This window comes from Mycobacterium sp. MFM001, from assembly GCF_003402475.1.
Lineage (GTDB): Bacteria > Actinomycetota > Actinomycetes > Mycobacteriales > Mycobacteriaceae > Mycobacterium.
In genome coordinates, this window is record NZ_BFAB01000010.1 from 54,686 (window position 1) to 70,062 (window position 15,377).

A 15,377-nucleotide genomic window follows, 5' to 3' on the forward strand; every position below is an offset into this window, starting at 1 on the left:
GTGGACGTAGCCCTCTCCCCGCCAGGTCCCCTGACTCCTGGCGGGTTGCGGGTCACCGCGCTCGGCGGCATCAGCGAAATCGGCCGCAACATGACGGTTTTCGAGCATCTCGGCCGGCTGCTGATCATCGACTGCGGGGTCATGTTTCCCACCCACGACGAGCCGGCCGTCGACCTGATCCTGCCCGATCTGCGTCACATCGAAGACCGGCTCGACGACGTCGAAGCGCTGGTGCTGACCCACGCGCACGAGGACCACATCGGCGCAATTCCGTTCCTGCTCAAGCTGCGCCCTGACATCCCGGTCGTCGGCTCGAAGTTCACGCTGGCGCTGGTCGCGGCGAAATGCCGTGAGCACCAACTCAAGCCGGTATTTTTCGAAGTCTCCGAAGGCCAGCGCAGCACGCACGGCGTGTTCGAATGCGAGTACTTCGCGGTCAACCACTCGATTCCCGACGCGCTGGCGATCGCGGTGCGCACCGGCGCAGGCACCGTTCTGCACACCGGCGACATCAAGCTCGACCAGCTGCCGCTCGACGGGCGCCCCACCGACCTGCCCGGCATGTCGCGACTCGGCGACGACGGCGTGGATCTGTTCCTGTGCGACTCGACCAACGCCGAGATTCCCGGTGTCGGACCAAGCGAAAGCGAGGTCGGCCCGACGCTGCACCGGCTGATCCGCGGCGCCGAAGGCAGGGTGATCGTGGCCTGCTTCGCCTCCAATGTCGACCGGGTGCAGCAGATCTGCGACGCCGCAGTGGCGTTGGGCCGGCGGGTGTCGTTCGTCGGGCGGTCGATGGTGCGGAACATGGGCATCGCTCGCGACCTCGGCTTTCTGCGGGTCGACGACTCCGACCTGATCGACATCGGCGCCGCGGAGATGATGCCGCCCGAGGGGGTGGTGCTGATCACCACCGGCACCCAGGGCGAACCGATGTCCGCGTTGTCGCGGATGTCGCGCGGCGAGCATCGTAGCATCACGCTGAGCGCCGACGACCTGGTCATCCTGTCGTCGTCGCTGATCCCGGGCAACGAGGAAGCCGTCTACGGCGTGATCGACTCGCTGTCCAAGATCGGCGCCCGTGTAGTCACCAATCAGCAAGTGCGCGTGCATGTTTCCGGTCACGCCTATGCCGGCGAGCTGTTGTTCCTCTACAACGGGGTGCGCCCGCGCAACGTCATGCCGGTGCACGGAACGTGGCGGATGCTGCGCGCCAACGCCAAGCTGGCCGCTCGCACCGGGGTGCCGGAGGAGTCGATCCTGTTGGCGGAGAACGGCGTCAGCGTCGACCTGGTCTCCGGCAAGGCCAGCATCGCCGGCGCGGTGCCGGTCGGCAAGATGTTCGTCGACGGGCTGATCACCGGCGACGTCGGCGACATCACCTTGGGCGAACGGCTCATCCTGTCATCGGGTTTCGTGGCGGTCACAGTGGTGGTGCGTCGCGGCACCGGCCAGCCCGCGGCGCCGCCGCATCTACATTCGCGGGGCTTCTCCGAGGACCCCAAGGCGCTGGAGCCGGTCGCGCGCAAGGTGGAGGCCGAGCTGGAATCGCTGGTGGCCGAGCATGTTACCGATCCGGTTCGGATCGCCCAGGCGGTGCGCCGCACGGTCGGCAAATGGGTGGGGGAGACGTATCGCCGCCAGCCGATGATTGTGCCGACTGTGCTGGAGATCTAGCGTTTTTCGGCATACGCCGACCACTCGACTTGCGACGCGGATAGGTTACGGCCGGTCGGCCTGACGTATCGTTCGACGATGTCGTCGGGGCCGATCTGTTCGACCAGCCGCCAACCGAATTCGTCGAGAAACGCCGAGACCTCCTCGGGCTGTATTCCGAAGTGCCACAGTTGTTGCCGCTGGCACACCTTGCGGTAGAGCGCACGCGCGCCGTACAGGTTGACGCCGTCGATGAAATCGCGCCGGACATAGGTGAACACCAGCCGACTGCCCGGCGCCACCGGCCGCAGCCCGGTCAACGTGGCTCGCACGGCGTCGGCAGAGAGGTACTGCGTCACGCCTTCCCAGATGAAGAACGTCCGGTAGTCGGTGCGATAGCCCTGTTCGGCCAAAGCGGTGAGCAGATCGTCCCGCTCGAAGTCCAACGGCACCAACCGAACCGACCTCGGCAGCTCACCCAGCACGCGTCGCACCGTCGCCGCCTTGCGGTCGATGTTGACGGGTAAGTCCACCTCGAAGATCGGGATCGGAGTTGTGCGCGCCAACCGGTAAGCGGTGGTGTCCATTCCGGCGCCCAGCACGACCACCGCGTCGACGCTGTCGAGCGCCTCGGTGAGTTTGTCGGCGATATAGCGCTTGCGGCAAGCGAAGTTGGCCCACAGCCCCGGGCCGCTGCGTTCGATCGCGGTGGTCATCATGCGGCGCAGCAGTGCGGGTGGTGTCGCGGCAAGCAGCCACCGCGTGGGTGTCGGCAAGAACCGCGCGGCCAGGTCATCCTCCACCAGCCGCCGCTCCGGCGGCTCGTGCTGTTCGACGGCCGCGAGCACCATCGGGCCGAAAGCTGTTTGCGCCGCCGGGTTTCGGGCCATCGCTACCGCTTGTTCAAAAAGCCGGCGTCGACCGGCAACGTGATGCCGGTGATGTAGCGCGCTTGGTCGGACACCAGCCACGCCACCGCGTTGGCGACGTCGTCGGGCTCCAACACCTGCACGGGCAGTGCGTTGCCCATGTCCGGCGGCGAGCCGGTCTGGGCGACCAGGTCCGCCAGCCACTGTCGGGTGTGCTCGTTGTTGATCATCGGCGTGTCGACGCCGGCCGGGTGCACCGAGTTGACTCGAATACTATGCGGCGCAAGGTGGTTGGCGTAGACCCGCATCAGCCCGACCAGGCCGTGCTTGGCGGCCGCGTAACCGATGGAGCCCGCGTCGGCGCTGCCGATGCCGGCCAGTCCGGCGGCCGAACTGATCAGCACGATCGACCCGCCGTCGCCCTGGGCGATCATCGTCGGGATCGCGACCTCGACGGTGTGGTGTACGCCGGTCAGGTTCACGTCGATCACGTCGTACCAGCCGTCGGCGCCGGCCTGCATCGGGGCGATGCCGGCGTTGGCCACCACGATGTCAAGCCGACCCAACTCGTCGAGACCGGCTTGCAACGCGGCGGCCAGCGACTCCCGATCGCGCACATCGCCTTGGCGTGCCACGATGCGGGCCCCGGTGTCCTCGACGAGCTTGACGGTGGCGGCCAGGTCGTCGGCGGTGGCCAGCGGGTAGGGCACGCTGGCGATCTGAGCGCACAGGTCGACGGCGATGATGTCGGCGCCGTCGGACGCCAGTCGCAGTGCATGGGCGCGGCCCTGACCGCGGGCTGCGCCGGTGATCAGCGCGACCTTGCCGGTTAGCGGCCCACCCATCAGGGGCGCAACTGGCCCTTGGCGGGGTCGCCGGCAACGACGGGTTGGAGCATCTTGATGTCCGGCGCACCGGCCAGATGCTCGCCGGCGTCTTTGAACATCGCCCCTATCGCGGGCGCAGTGCTGTGGGCCTTGAGCGCGTCGGCGTCGGCCCACTGCTCGACGAACACGAACGTCTCGCCGGATTCGTGCAGCGAGTACAGCTGACAGCCCGGCTCGTCGTGCACGTCTTTGACCGCGCGGGTGAGGATCTCGCGGACGGTGTCGACCGATTCGGGTTTGACGGTCAGGGTGGCGACGACAACGACGGGCATGCGATGACTCCTCACTGAGTGCAAACCGGACAGGCGTCAACCCTACTCAGGTGTCGACCCAAATGGTCAGGGCAGCCACCACGATCGCGAATACCGCGAGCCCGATGGCGTCGGCCACGCCCGGTCGCGGCGAAACTGTTCTCCCCACGCGCAATTCCCGGGCGATCAGGAACAACGGAAACGTCACGCTGATCGCGATCGCCGCTCCGCCGAGAATGTAGAGCCACACGAACCTGACACCGTGCTTTCTGGCCTCGACGACCATGAGCACCGCTGCGGCGAGGAAGAAGAGCAGGATGTCGGCCGTCAGCGACCGCGACGCCGCCGTGATTTTCGAGTCGTCCAGGAATGCCGTGAGGAAGCTGTCCGGGTGGCCGAAGTAGGCCGCGTTCTGACTCCACGTCGCCACCAATGCGGCGAGCGCAATGACGGCATAGACGACACAGAGAACCTTGCTGGTGGTCGGCACGCCCTGCTGCGGAGCTGCAATTTCGGTCATTGCGGGATGCTAGGACGCGACGGCGACGGAACTGACACAATTCTGTGACCCGTGTGGCACATGGTGTATCTGAGGCTTGTGCGACTAGGCTTGGGCCCATGGCTAGTAAGACCGCCGCGCGATCGCGTGCCCGAACGAGCAGGTCAAAGGCCGGTTCGCGGTCAGCGACCCGGCCTGCCCGTCCGGCGCCGCCGCGCCGCAAGCCACCGAAGCGACGCCATCCGTCGCCCGTCGCCGGGGTGGGCGCCACCGTCGGCCGGGGCGTGCGCGCAACCTGGCTGATGCTGGCCAAGGGCACCGGCACCGCGGCGCGGTCGGTTGGCCGTGCCCGCGACATCGACCCCGGACACCGCCGCGACGGGATCGCCCTGGCGCTGCTCGGGGTGGCGGTCGTGATCGCGGCCAGCTGCTGGTTCGACGCAGCCCGCCCCGTCGGTGCGTGGATCGACTCCGTGCTGCGGCTGTTCATCGGCTCGGGCGTCGTCCTGCTGCCGGTGGTCACCGCCGCAGTGGCGGTGCTGCTGATGCGCACCGAGCCGGACCCCGACGCGCGGCCGCGGCTGGTGCTCGGCGCGGCGATGGTGACGCTGCCCGTGCTGGGCCTGTGGCATCTGTGGGCCGGTTCGCCGGACACCCCGGACGGGCGCCGGCACGCCGCGGGTTTCATCGGCTTCGCGATCGGCGGCCCGCTCTCCGAGGGCCTGAGTGTGTGGATCGCCGCTCCGCTGCTGTTCATCGGTTCGCTGTTCGGGGTACTGCTGTTGACCGGCACCACGATCCGCGAGGTGCCCGACACGGTGCGCGCCATGTTCGCCACCCGGATGTTCGACGAAAGGTATCTCGACGAAGCCGAGCCTGAATCCGAAGACGTTGCGACCGAAGACTTTTCCGACGGCTACTACGACGACGCGTCCAGCTATGGCGACGAGTCGCAACCCTGGCCGTCCGGCAACGATCCCGTCGCCCCCGACGAAACGCCGACCGTGCCCGAGCCCACCGTGTCGCGCAGCCGTCGTAAGGCCAAGCGGGACACCATGGTTGTCGACCGCGTGGTCGAAGGGCCCTATACGCTGCCGTCGCTTTCGCTGCTGGTCGCCGGAGATCCGCCCAAGCGGCGCAGCGCCGCCAACGAGGCGATGGTCGACGCCATCACGTCGGTGCTGCAGCAGTTCAAGGTCGACGCCGCGGTCACCGGCTGCACCCGCGGCCCGACCGTCACCCGCTACGAGGTCGAGCTGGGCCCGGGCGTCAAGGTGGAGAAAATCACTGCGCTGCAACGCAATATCGCCTACGCGGTGGCTACTGAGAGTGTCCGGATGCTGGCCCCGATCCCCGGCAAGTCCGCGGTCGGCATCGAGGTGCCCAACACCGACCGGGAAATGGTGCGGCTGGCCGACGTGCTCACTGCGCCGTCCACCCGTCGCGACCACCATCCGCTGGTGATCGGGCTGGGCAAAGACATCGAGGGCGACTTCATTTCGGCCAACCTGGCCAAGATGCCGCACCTCTTGGTCGCCGGCTCCACCGGCTCCGGCAAGTCCAGCTTCATCAACTCGATGCTGATCTCGCTTCTGGCCCGGGCCACCCCGGAGGAGGTCAGGATGATCCTGATCGACCCGAAGATGGTGGAACTGACGCCGTACGAAGGCATTCCGCACCTGATCACCCCGATCATCACCCAGCCGAAGAAGGCTGCCGCCGCGCTGGCCTGGCTGGTCGAGGAGATGGAGCAGCGCTACCAGGACATGCAGGCCTCGCGGGTGCGCCACATCGACGATTTCAACGCCAAGGTGCGCTCCGGGGAGATCACCGCGCCGCTGGGCAGCCAGCGCGAATACCGGCCTTACCCGTACGTGGTGGCCATCGTCGACGAGCTGGCCGACCTGATGATGACTGCGCCCCGCGACGTCGAGGACGCCGTCGTGCGGATCACCCAGAAGGCCCGCGCGGCCGGTATCCATCTGGTGCTGGCCACGCAGCGGCCGTCGGTCGACGTGGTGACCGGGCTGATCAAGACGAACGTGCCCTCGCGGCTGGCGTTCGCGACGTCGTCGCTCACCGATTCACGGGTGATCCTGGACCAGGCGGGCGCGGAGAAACTGATCGGGATGGGCGACGGCCTTTTCCTGCCGATGGGCGCCGGCAAGCCGATCCGCCTGCAGGGGGCGTTCATCACCGACGAGGAGATCCACGCCGTCGTCGCCGCCTGCAAGGAGCAGGCCGAGCCCGAGTACACCGAAGGCGTCACCACCGCCAAACCCACCGGCGAGCGCAAGGACGTCGACCCCGACATCGGCGACGACATGGACGTGTTCCTGCAGGCCGTCGAGCTGGTGGTGTCCAGCCAGTTCGGCTCGACGTCGATGCTGCAGCGCAAGCTGCGGGTCGGCTTCGCCAAGGCGGGCCGGCTGATGGACCTGATGGAGACCCGCGGCATCGTCGGGCCCTCCGAGGGGTCCAAGGCGCGCGAGGTGCTGGTCAAGCCCGACGAGCTGGCCGCCACGCTGGCGTCCATCCGGGGGCTGGGCGACGACGGCGAGTCGGACGAGGACTAGCTCACGCCTGCACCCGGGACTGTGGCGCGCAACACACACCGACGGGGGTTATCCCCGCCGAATAGCGTTTTAGTACAGTGCAACTGGAATCTATGGCAGCTCCGACTCACCCACAGTTCGTGACCGGTCTCTCGCCGGGACCCATAGGGAAGTCAAACGGCACGTCGGGGCCATCCGCAGGAAACACTCGTAGGCCGCTCGTCCTCAACGGGCATCAGCTTCGCTAGTGACCGCAGACGACTCGACAGGCCGCGAATGGTGGCCAGGTGCCCGCGATCAGGCTCTGGCCCTGTCGAGTCGGCTCTCTCGTCTGGCCCGATTACGCAAGGAGACCGACCCGGCTGCGGCCGGCGCCGGCGCGGAGGCGGGAAAGCAGCTGACCGGCGCCGTCGTCATCATCGCGCTCGTCTCGGCGATCTCAGGCATGCTCTACGGCTACGACACCGGCGTCATCTCCTGGGCTCTGTTGGAGCTCACCGAGGAATTCAGCCTCACCGCCGGCTTGAAGCAGATGGTCGCCGCCAGCATCCTCCTCGGCGCCGTCGTCGGGGCATTGACGTGCAGCTGGCTTTCCGATCGGTGCGGCCGCCGCGGCACATTGTTGATGCTGGCGGTGGTGTTCATCGTCGGCGCGCTGTGGTGCGCCGACGCGTCCGACGCCGCTGTGTTGTCGCTGGGACGGCTCGTGCTGGGCTTCGCCGTCGGCGGGGCCACGCAGACCGCACCGATGTATGTCGCCGAGCTCTCTCCGCCTGCCTACCGGGGACGGTTGGTGCTGTGCTTCCAAATCGCCATCGGGGTGGGCCTTCTCATCGCTACCCTCGGCGGGGTCTTCAACTCGATCTCGTGGCGAGGGGCGATCGGAATCGCGTGCGTACCCGCCGCGATCATGCTGTGGCTGTTGCTGCGCCTCCCGGAAAGTCCGCGCTGGCTGGTCAAGCAAGATCATCGGAACGCTGCACGAGCCGTGTTGGAGCGTGTCCGGCCCGACGGCTACGACGTCGACGTCGAGTTGGACGAAGCGATCGAACTCGCGCGCGTCGAACGCACGGCCAGCACCCGGGGGTGGCGCGGGCTGCGCGACGCCTGGGTGCGCCCGGCCCTGGTCCTGGGTTGCGGCATCGCGGTGTTCACGCAGCTCAGCGGCATCGAGATGATCATCTACTATTCGCCGACCATCTTGACCAACGACGGCGTGTACCGGTACGTGGCTCTGCAGGTGTCGGTGGCCTTGGGCGCGGCCTACCTGATCGCCCAGCTGGTCGGGTTGGCCATCATCGACCGGGTGGGTCGACGCCGGCTCACCCTCATCATGGTGCCGGGTGCGGCGATCAGCCTGTTCGTGCTTGGCCTGCTCTTCGTCACCAGCAACAGCGGTCACGAGGTAATCCCGTACATCATGATCTGCCTGATCGCCTTCATGCTGTTCAATGCCGGCGGTCTGCAGCTGATGGGCTGGCTGACCGGCTCGGAGACCTATCCGCTGGCGGTGCGACCCGCGGCCACCGCCGTACAGTCGGCGACGCTGTGGGCGACCAACCTGCTCATCACGCTGACGATGCTGTCGCTCATCAATGCGATCGGGCCCGGGCTCTCGATGTGGCTCTACGCGGCGTTCAACGTGGCGGCGTGGATCTTCGTGTACTTCCGCATGCCCGACCTGACCGGTAAGAGCCTGGAGGAGATCGAGAACAAGCTGTTCGAAGGGAAATTCCGACCGTCGGACTTCACGCGCTGAGGTATTCGGCGAAAGTGCGGCCAGCCGCACGTTCGGCCCCGAGTGTGCGGCCAGACGCACGCTCGACGCGTCAGAGCAACAGCAGCATCCGCGAATTGCCCAGGATGTTCGGCTTGACGTAGCTCAGGTCCAGGAACTCGGCGACACCGATGTCATAGGAGCGGCACATCTCCTCGTACACCTCCGCGGTCACCGGGGTGCCCTCGATCTCGGTGAAGCCGTGCTTGGCGAAGAACTCCGTTTCGAAGGTCAACACGAACAGCCGCTTCAGCTCGAGATCGCGGGCGACCTCGAGCAACCGGTCGACGATGGCATGCCCGATGCCGCGGCCGGTCATGGCCGGGTCGACGGCGACGGTGCGCACCTCGCCGAGATCGGACCACAGCACGTGCAGCGCGCCACAGCCGACGACCTCGCCCTCGTGTTCTGCGACCCAGAACTCCTGGACGGACTCATACAGCGTCACCAGGTTCTTTTCCAGCAGGATCTTGCCGGCATACGTGTCCACGAGACGTTTGATCGCCGGGACGTCGGAGGTTCGCGCGCGCCGCACAAGCACGGCTTGCACAGTAGCGGTTTCGGTTTGGCGGGTCGCCGCCATTCGGCCCAGCGGTAAGCAACCGATATTCTGATGGCCGTGTCGGGACAGCCTCAAACCGGTCCACTGGTCCGGCGTGTCCGCGTCACCAATCTCGCCAACATGCTGACGCTGCTGCGATTGGTGTTGGTCCCGATTTTCCTGCTCGCGCTCTTTGCCGGCGACGGGCACCAAACCCCAAGTCGCATCGTGGCTTTCGTGATTTTCGCGGTGGCCGTCGTCACCGACCGCTTCGACGGTGCGCTGGCGCGCAACTACGGCATGGTGACCGAATTCGGCGCGCTGGCCGATCCGATTGCGGACAAGACGCTGATCGGTGCGGCGCTGATCGGACTGTCGATGCTCGGCGACCTTCCGTGGTGGGTCACCGTGCTGATCCTGGTCCGTGAGGTGGGCATCACCACACTGCGATTCGCTGTACTGCGGCGCGGCGTGATTCCCGCCAGCCGGGGCGGCAAGCTCAAAACCCTGGTGCAGGCGGTCGCGATCGGATTGTTCGTGCTGCCGCTGTCCGGATCCTGGCACGTCACGGCGTCGGTGGTGATGGCGGCGGCCATCGTGCTGACCGTCGTCACCGGTGTGGACTACGTCGCATCCGCAGTGCGCGACGTTCGGCGCCGATCCACGCCTGCATGACGGGGAACCAATCCGCGGCCAGTCGGCGTTGACCTAGGTGACCACTGTCAAGCCCGACCGGACCGAGGGGAGCACTATGCCGTCACTGCTGCGAGAGGTCATCGGCGACGTGCTGCGCCGGGCCCGGACTTCGCAAGGCCGCACGCTGCGTGAGGTGTCCGACGCCGCACGCGTCAGCCTCGGCTACCTGTCCGAGGTCGAGCGGGGCCGCAAAGAGGCGTCCAGCGAGCTGTTGAGCGCGATCTGCGACGCCCTGGACGTTCCGCTCTCGGAGCTGCTGGTCGACGCCGGCGAGCAGCTGGCCCGCCAGGAGCCCGCCAAGGCCTCCGCCGCCAACATCGATCCCGACACCAAGGTCGTTATCCCCCCGGTGGTCTCGCTGGCTTTGGCATGAGAACCGCCTGACGCACGCCCAACAAGGGTGTGGCGATCGGCACAGAACCGATAAATTGGCGGCAGTAGTCCATCAATCCGAAGGCGGAGCTCACTTATGGCCAATCCGTTCGTCAAAGGGTGGAAGTACCTCATGGCGTTGTTCAACGCCAAGATCGATGAGCACGCCGACCCCAAGGTGCAGATCCAGCAGGCCATCGAGGAAGCCCAGCGCACCCATCAGGCGCTGACGCAGCAAGCCGCGCAAGTGATCGGCAACCAGCGCCAGCTCGAGATGCGGCTGAACCGGCAGCTGGCCGACATCGAAAAGCTTCAGGTGAATGTGCGCCAGGCGCTGACCTTGGCCGACCAGGCCACCGCCGCCGGAGACTCCGCCAAGGCCACCGAATACAACAACGCCGCCGAGGCGTTCGCGGCCCAACTGGTGACCGCCGAGCAGAGCGTCGAAGACCTCAAGGGATTGCACGACCAGGCGCTGCAAGCCGCGGCGCAAGCCAAGAAGGCCGTCGAGCAGAACGCGATGGTGCTGCAGCAGAAGATCGCCGAGCGCACCAAGCTGCTCAGCCAGCTCGAGCAGGCCAAGATGCAGGAGCAGGTCAGCGCGTCGCTGCGATCGATGAGCGAACTGGCCGCCCCGGGCAACACCCCGAGCCTCGACGAGGTGCGGGACAAGATCGAACGTCGCTACGCCAACGCGTTGGGCGCCGCCGAGCTTGCGCAGAATTCGGTTCAGGGCCGCATGCTCGAGGTCGAGCAGGCCGGCGTGCAGATGGCCGGGCACTCGAGGCTGGAGCAGATCCGCGCGTCGATGCGCGGTGAGGCGCTGCCGGCGGGGGGTCAAGGCAATGCGCCCACTCCGGCGACCGCCGCCGACCCCGCTGCGGCCGAGAAGCCGCTCGGTCAGCAGTAGCCATGGCGGTGAAGTCGCAGCAGAGAGCCATGGCGAGCGGACCGTGGCGTTCGCTGCTGCAGCGCTGGTTCGACGTCGCCACCGACGTGTCCGACTTGGTGGCGCGAAAGATCAACGCCGCCACCGATCCTCGGGCACGACTGCTGCGCCGACGCCGTCGCGCGTTGCGGTGGGGCCTGATATTCGCCGGCGCATGCGCGTTCTGGGCGGTGGTGACGGTGTTGCTGGCGGCCTGGGGATGGTTCGCGCTGCTGCTGGTCGGCACCGGCTCGATCGCGGTGGGCGCGGCGATTCCGGCGACGCTGTTGCTGCTGCGCTACCGGTGGCTGCGATCGGTGCCGGTGCCCGCCCAACGGCCGGCGAGCAGCCGCCGACTGCCGCCACCGGGTTCGGCGGCGCGGCCGGCGATGTTCGCGCTGGGCGCCTCCGAACGTGGCCTCTTTTCACTGCTGGGTGTCATGGAACGTGGAAACATGTTGCCCGCGGCCGAGATTCGTGACCTGACCGCCGCGGCCAACCAGACCGCCGCGGCCATGGCCGCCACAGCGGCGGAGGTGGTGTCGATGGAGCGGGCGGTGCAATCCGCTCCACAGTCCCGGTCACATTTGGTGCCCACCATCAACGCGTTCACCACGCAGTTGAGCACCGGCGTGCGACAGTACAACGAAATGGTCACCGCCGCAGCACAATTGGTCTCCGCGGCAAACGGTGACTCGGCGGCGACGACGCCGATGTCACAGCAACGCTATCGCGACGAGCTGGTGGGTGCGACGGATCGGCTGCTGGGTTGGGCGCAGGCCTTCGACGAGCTCGGCGGGCTGCCGCGAGCCTAGACGTCGTGGCTGCGGTACTCCGCTGAGTCGGGGCGCGGGCCGTAGCGTTCGGCATAGCGCCGGTGCATGTCGGCGTCGCGTTCCCGTCGTCGTGCGTCGACTAGATCTGGATCCAGGTTGTGCATCCGCAGCATGTGGCGGCGCCACACCTTGTTCAGTGCATGCGAGAAATACACGAACGGGATCAGAATCGGCAGCGTCATGCCCAGGTGGACGTCCAGCGTCGTCGGGATCAGCCAGAACGGGGCGAGCACCAGCACCGCCGGAACCGCGACCCGGATCATCATCCGGGCTGTCGCGCCCTTGCCGGCCAAGTCGTTGCGCACCCAGTCCCGCATCGAGTCGGGCAGCGGATGCCCATAGCAATACCGGATGTACTGGATGACGCCCGGCCGGTTGGCGCTCATCGGTGTCCTTAGAAAGATGTCCGCAGCGACGGGATCACCAACGCGGCCAGGCCGCGCGCCGTCGCCTTGAACATGTCGAAGAAGTCGAAATAGTCGCGCCAGAGGGTGATTCGGCCGTCGTGCACTTCGAACACGCCGCAGACCCAGAACTGCAGTCGCAGTGGCCCGAAGATCAGCGCATCGGTGCGCTCGGTCAGCACCGCGGCGCCGTCGGCGGCGATGCGATGAATCTTCACGTCGAACCCGGCGCGGCCCTCCATCCGCCGGAACAGCTTCATTGCGCGGTGCCTGCCGTAGATCGTCGGAAGCCCGACGTTCTCATACACCAGGTCGTCGGCCAATGCGGCGTTCGCTGTGTCGAAGTCCTGGTCGGCCAGCGCGTTCAGGAAGACCTCGACCGTGCGGGTGTTCTCAAGGGTTTGCTCGGTCATGGTTGCCAGCGTATCCAGTGTGCGCTGTGACAGGGTAGGGCCCATGCGCGTCGCCGTCGTCGCCGGTCCCGATCCGGGGCACTCGTTTCCTGCGATCGCGTTGTGCCAGCGCTTCATTGCCGCCGGCGACACGCCGGTGCTGCTCACCGGAATCGAATGGCTCGACGCCGCCCGCGCCGCCGGCGTGCACGCCGTCGAGCTGGCCGGGCTCGACCCCACCGCCGCCGACGACGACCGCGACGCCGGTGCCAAGATCCACCAGCGCGCCGCGCGAATGGCCGTGCTCAACCTCGGCCCGCTGCGCGACCTGGCTCCGGATCTGGTGGTGTCCGACGTGATCACCGCCTGCGGCGGGATGGCCGCCGAACTGGTGGGCATCCCGTGGGTCGAGCTCAACCCGCATCCGCTGTATCTGCCGTCGAAGGGCCTGCCGCCGCTGGGCAGCGGTCTGGCGCCGGGCACCGGCATCCGCGGCCGGCTCCGCGACTCGGTGATGCGGGCACTGACCGCGCGGTCCTGGCGTGCGGGTTTGAAGCAGCGCGCGGCGGTTCGCGTCGAGATCGGTCTGCCGGCCCGCGACCCGGGACCGTTGCGGCGGCTGATCGCCACGCTGCCCGCGCTGGAGGTGCCCCGCCCGGACTGGCCGGCCGAGGCCGTCGTCGTGGGACCGCTGCACTTCGAGCCCACCGACCAGGTGCTTCCGATCCCGCCCGGAAATGGGCCCGTCGTGGTGGTGGCGCCGTCGACGGCGTTGACCGGGAGCCGCGGGATGGCCCAGACCGCGCTGGACTGCCTGGTGCCCGGAGCGGGATTGCCCGCGGGCGCGCGGGTGGTGGTGTCGCGGTTGAACGGCCCCGACCTGGCGGTGCCCGACTGGGCCGTCGTCGGGCTCGGACGCCAGGACGAGCTGCTGGCACACGCCGACCTGGTGGTGTGCGGCGGCGGGCACGGCATGGTGGCCAAGACGCTGCTGGCCGGCGTGCCGCTGGTGGTGGTTCCCGGTGGCGGCGACCAGTGGGAGATGGCCAACCGGGTGGCGCGCCAAGGGAGCGGGAAGCTGATCCGGCCGCTGACCGCCGAGGCGCTGGTCGCCGCGGTCGGTGAGGTATTGGCGACGCCGAGCTACCGCGAGGCCGCCCGACGGGCCGCGGCCAGCATTGCCCAGGTCGCCGATCCGGTGGATGTGTGTCGCCAAGCGCTCGCTGGGTAGTTTGTAGCCCGTGCGGCTGACGGAGTTTCACGAGCGCGTGACCTTGCGATTCGGTGCCGCCTATGGCGCCTCGGTGCTGGCCGATCATGTGCTGAGCGGGTTCGACGGGCGCACCGCCGCGCAGGCGATCGAGGACGGCGTTGACCCGCGCGACGTGTGGCGGGCATTGTGCGTCGACTTCGACGTTCCCCGCGAGCAGTGGTAACGCCTGCGGTCACCCGTTAAAAATCCGTAAGGATTCGGGAGCCATCCGTCAAGAACTCGTTTGAGTTAACCCCGCTGTCACAACAGTCTGCTGACGCGACCTAACCTCTGAATTGGGTTGGTACCCAACAGCATTGAGGAGGAGCGTTATGCCTTTGGCAACTATTCAGCCAAAAACGCTGGCGGCAGCCGCTGCAAACTTGCAGGGGATCGGCGCGGCGATGGCGGCAAGGAACGCGGCCGCGGCCGTCCCGACAACCAGGCTGGCCCCGGCCGCCGGCGATGAGGTCTCGGCCCTTACCGCAAGCCAGTTCGCCATGCACGGCGCGACATATCAAGAGGTCAGCGCGCAGGCGGCCGCGATCCATCAGATGTTCACGGCGCTCATGTCGGCGGGCGCAGCGATGAGTGAGGAGAAGCCATGTCTTTCGTGACCACCGTGCCCGAGGCGTTGACGGCCGCGGCCACGCAACTGCAGGGAATCGGTTCCACGATGGCCGCCCAAAACGCGGCGGCAGCAACCCCGACTACGGCTGTGGTTCCCGCGGCCGCCGACGAGGTGTCAGCCCTGCAGGCAACCCAGTTTGCCGCCTACGGCAATCTCTACCAACAGGTCAGCGCCCAGGCCACGGCGATTCATGAGATGTTTGTCAACACCTTGGGCGCCAGCGCAGGTTCGTATGGCGCCACCGAGGCCGCCAACGCGGCCGGCGCCGGTTCGGGGTCTGGCGGACTCCTCGGTCTGTTCACCGGCGCCGCATCCGGACCGTACGGGCTTCTCCCCAGCGCCATGAGCAACATGGGCATCATCGGCGCCATGCAGGCGGGCAACTTCGGCTCCGCCGCGTCGGATCTGTTCGAGTTCGGAAGCGCCGGGCTTTCCGCTCCGGGCGAAATGGGCCCCGAGGTCGGGGCCGTCGGAGCAGTCGCTCCGACCGGCCCGAGCGGAGCGGTGCTCACGACGGCCGGTGGTTCGGCTGGCATCGGCGGGATGCCGGTGGCGGCGGGGGTCGGCCAGGCGGCCTCGATCGGCCGGTTGTCGGTCCCGCCCGGTTGGGCCGGCGCGGCCGCTGCGTCCAGTACGGCCCCTGCGACGTTGACGGGCGCAGGCTGGACCGCCGCCGCCCCGCAAAGCACGCCGGTGACAACCATGCCGGCAGGGATGCCGTCGGTGGCCTCCGCCGGACGCGCAGGTGTCGGCTTCGGCGCACCGCGCTACGGCGTCAAGCCCACGGTGATGCCCAAACCGGCAGTCGTCTAGCAATCAAATCGGTTATCA

17 protein-coding genes and 2 pseudogenes are annotated in these 15,377 nt (G+C 67.7%); 12 read left to right on the forward strand and 7 right to left on the reverse strand.

Features of this window, described 5'->3' with window-relative positions; genetic code table 11:
• Positions 1-1,677 (forward strand): ribonuclease J, encoded by a 1,677-nt coding sequence (locus MFM001_RS17380; protein WP_116376516.1) that lies wholly within the window; start codon positions 1-3, stop codon positions 1,675-1,677.
• On the opposite strand, the gene MFM001_RS17385 is transcribed toward MFM001_RS17380, so the two are convergent.
• The 4 genes from MFM001_RS17385 to MFM001_RS17400 are packed head-to-tail and all read right to left on the reverse strand — an operon-like array spanning position 1,674 to position 4,183.
• Positions 1,674-2,546, reverse strand: a complete 873-nt coding sequence (locus MFM001_RS17385; RefSeq protein ID WP_116376517.1) for an SAM-dependent methyltransferase — start codon at positions 2,544-2,546, stop codon at positions 1,674-1,676. The two genes, MFM001_RS17380 and MFM001_RS17385, sit on opposite strands and share 4 nt — an antisense overlap.
• Before the next feature lie 2 nt (positions 2,547-2,548).
• Complete coding sequence (locus MFM001_RS17390; RefSeq protein WP_116376518.1) at positions 2,549-3,370, reverse strand: mycofactocin-coupled SDR family oxidoreductase; 822 nt, start codon at positions 3,368-3,370, stop codon at positions 2,549-2,551.
• Complete coding sequence (locus tag MFM001_RS17395; RefSeq protein ID WP_116376519.1) at positions 3,370-3,684, reverse strand: putative quinol monooxygenase; 315 nt, start codon at positions 3,682-3,684, stop codon at positions 3,370-3,372. Before MFM001_RS17395 ends, MFM001_RS17390 begins: the two co-directional genes overlap by 1 nt.
• 46 nt (positions 3,685-3,730) lie before the next feature.
• Positions 3,731-4,183 carry a DUF2834 domain-containing protein gene (locus MFM001_RS17400; protein ID WP_116376520.1) on the reverse strand — a complete coding sequence of 151 codons (453 nt, stop codon included), beginning with the start codon at positions 4,181-4,183 and terminating at the stop codon, positions 3,731-3,733.
• Between the two features lie 98 nt (positions 4,184-4,281).
• Here MFM001_RS17400 and MFM001_RS17405 point away from each other — a divergent pair, with 98 nt between their 5' ends.
• Entirely contained in the window at positions 4,282-6,738 is a 2,457-nt protein-coding gene (locus tag MFM001_RS17405) for a DNA translocase FtsK (protein WP_116376521.1), read from the forward strand.
• Between the two features lie 376 nt (positions 6,739-7,114).
• Complete coding sequence (locus MFM001_RS17410) at positions 7,115-8,476, forward strand: sugar porter family MFS transporter (RefSeq protein WP_255422436.1); 1,362 nt, start codon at positions 7,115-7,117, stop codon at positions 8,474-8,476.
• A gap of 70 nt (positions 8,477-8,546) precedes the next feature.
• Here MFM001_RS17410 and MFM001_RS17415 read toward each other — a convergent pair whose 3' ends face one another.
• Positions 8,547-9,035 (reverse strand): amino-acid N-acetyltransferase, encoded by a 489-nt coding sequence (locus MFM001_RS17415; RefSeq protein ID WP_238159251.1) that lies wholly within the window; start codon positions 9,033-9,035, stop codon positions 8,547-8,549.
• 78 nt (positions 9,036-9,113) lie between these two features.
• On the opposite strand from MFM001_RS17415, the gene pgsA reads away from it, so the two are divergent.
• From pgsA to MFM001_RS17435, 4 genes are all read left to right on the forward strand, one after another.
• The gene (gene pgsA, locus MFM001_RS17420) at positions 9,114-9,710 is read left to right on the forward strand and encodes a CDP-diacylglycerol--glycerol-3-phosphate 3-phosphatidyltransferase (protein WP_192886975.1); all 597 of its coding nucleotides are present in this window, start codon (positions 9,114-9,116) and stop codon (positions 9,708-9,710) included.
• Between the two features lie 76 nt (positions 9,711-9,786).
• Positions 9,787-10,104 (forward strand): transcriptional regulator ClgR, encoded by a 318-nt coding sequence (gene clgR, locus MFM001_RS17425; RefSeq protein ID WP_116376645.1) that lies wholly within the window; start codon positions 9,787-9,789, stop codon positions 10,102-10,104.
• 96 nt (positions 10,105-10,200) lie between these two features.
• Positions 10,201-11,013 (forward strand): phage shock protein PspA, encoded by an 813-nt coding sequence (pspA, locus tag MFM001_RS17430; RefSeq protein WP_116376525.1) that lies wholly within the window; start codon positions 10,201-10,203, stop codon positions 11,011-11,013.
• 2 nt (positions 11,014-11,015) lie between these two features.
• On the forward strand, positions 11,016-11,846 hold the full coding sequence (locus tag MFM001_RS17435; RefSeq protein ID WP_116376526.1) for a hypothetical protein: 831 nt from the start codon (positions 11,016-11,018) through the stop codon (positions 11,844-11,846).
• Here the strand turns inward: MFM001_RS17435 and MFM001_RS17440 are convergent.
• Both MFM001_RS17440 and MFM001_RS17445 read right to left on the reverse strand, forming a co-directional pair.
• Entirely contained in the window at positions 11,843-12,253 is a 411-nt protein-coding gene (locus tag MFM001_RS17440) for a DUF5313 domain-containing protein (RefSeq protein ID WP_116376527.1), read from the reverse strand. The genes MFM001_RS17435 and MFM001_RS17440 overlap by 4 nt on opposite strands.
• An 8-nt stretch (positions 12,254-12,261) precedes the next feature.
• Positions 12,262-12,684, reverse strand: coding sequence for a limonene-1,2-epoxide hydrolase (locus MFM001_RS17445; RefSeq protein ID WP_116376646.1), 423 nt, complete (start codon positions 12,682-12,684; stop codon positions 12,262-12,264).
• 43 nt (positions 12,685-12,727) lie between these two features.
• On the opposite strand from MFM001_RS17445, the gene MFM001_RS17450 reads away from it, so the two are divergent.
• The 5 genes and pseudogenes from MFM001_RS17450 to MFM001_RS24920 form a co-directional block, all read left to right on the forward strand.
• Positions 12,728-13,894 carry a glycosyltransferase gene (locus MFM001_RS17450; protein ID WP_116376528.1) on the forward strand — a complete coding sequence of 389 codons (1,167 nt, stop codon included), beginning with the start codon at positions 12,728-12,730 and terminating at the stop codon, positions 13,892-13,894.
• 10 nt (positions 13,895-13,904) lie between these two features.
• Positions 13,905-14,099 (forward strand): DUF3046 domain-containing protein, encoded by a 195-nt coding sequence (locus tag MFM001_RS17455; RefSeq protein WP_116376529.1) that lies wholly within the window; start codon positions 13,905-13,907, stop codon positions 14,097-14,099.
• Positions 14,100-14,247: 148 nt separating this feature from the next.
• A complete protein-coding gene (locus MFM001_RS17460; protein ID WP_116376530.1) occupies positions 14,248-14,532 on the forward strand; it encodes a PE family protein in 285 nt (94 codons plus the stop codon).
• Positions 14,520-14,816, forward strand: a pseudogene (locus MFM001_RS24915) (PE family protein); the annotation flags it as partial. The gene MFM001_RS17460 and the pseudogene MFM001_RS24915, both read left to right, overlap by 13 nt.
• A 294-nt stretch (positions 14,817-15,110) precedes the next feature.
• A pseudogene (locus MFM001_RS24920) lies at positions 15,111-15,359 on the forward strand (PE/PPE C-terminal domain-containing protein); the annotation flags it as partial.
• Positions 15,360-15,377: the final 18 nt, after the last annotated feature.

Coding starts and splice junctions, on each gene's coding strand:
- MFM001_RS17385 (WP_116376517.1), bottom strand. CDS start 2,546: ATGGCCCGAAACCCGGCGGCGCAAACAGCTTTCGGCCCGATGGTGCTC.
- MFM001_RS17390 (WP_116376518.1), bottom strand. CDS start 3,370: ATGGGTGGGCCGCTAACCGGCAAGGTCGCGCTGATCACCGGCGCAGCC.
- MFM001_RS17395 (WP_116376519.1), bottom strand. CDS start 3,684: ATGCCCGTCGTTGTCGTCGCCACCCTGACCGTCAAACCCGAATCGGTC.
- MFM001_RS17400 (WP_116376520.1), bottom strand. CDS start 4,183: ATGACCGAAATTGCAGCTCCGCAGCAGGGCGTGCCGACCACCAGCAAG.
- MFM001_RS17405 (WP_116376521.1), top strand. CDS start 4,282: ATGGCTAGTAAGACCGCCGCGCGATCGCGTGCCCGAACGAGCAGGTCA.
- clgR (WP_116376645.1), top strand. CDS start 9,787: ATGCCGTCACTGCTGCGAGAGGTCATCGGCGACGTGCTGCGCCGGGCC.
- pspA (WP_116376525.1), top strand. CDS start 10,201: ATGGCCAATCCGTTCGTCAAAGGGTGGAAGTACCTCATGGCGTTGTTC.
- MFM001_RS17435 (WP_116376526.1), top strand. CDS start 11,016: ATGGCGGTGAAGTCGCAGCAGAGAGCCATGGCGAGCGGACCGTGGCGT.
- MFM001_RS17440 (WP_116376527.1), bottom strand. CDS start 12,253: ATGAGCGCCAACCGGCCGGGCGTCATCCAGTACATCCGGTATTGCTAT.
- MFM001_RS17445 (WP_116376646.1), bottom strand. CDS start 12,684: ATGACCGAGCAAACCCTTGAGAACACCCGCACGGTCGAGGTCTTCCTG.
- MFM001_RS17450 (WP_116376528.1), top strand. CDS start 12,728: ATGCGCGTCGCCGTCGTCGCCGGTCCCGATCCGGGGCACTCGTTTCCT.
- MFM001_RS17460 (WP_116376530.1), top strand. CDS start 14,248: ATGCCTTTGGCAACTATTCAGCCAAAAACGCTGGCGGCAGCCGCTGCA.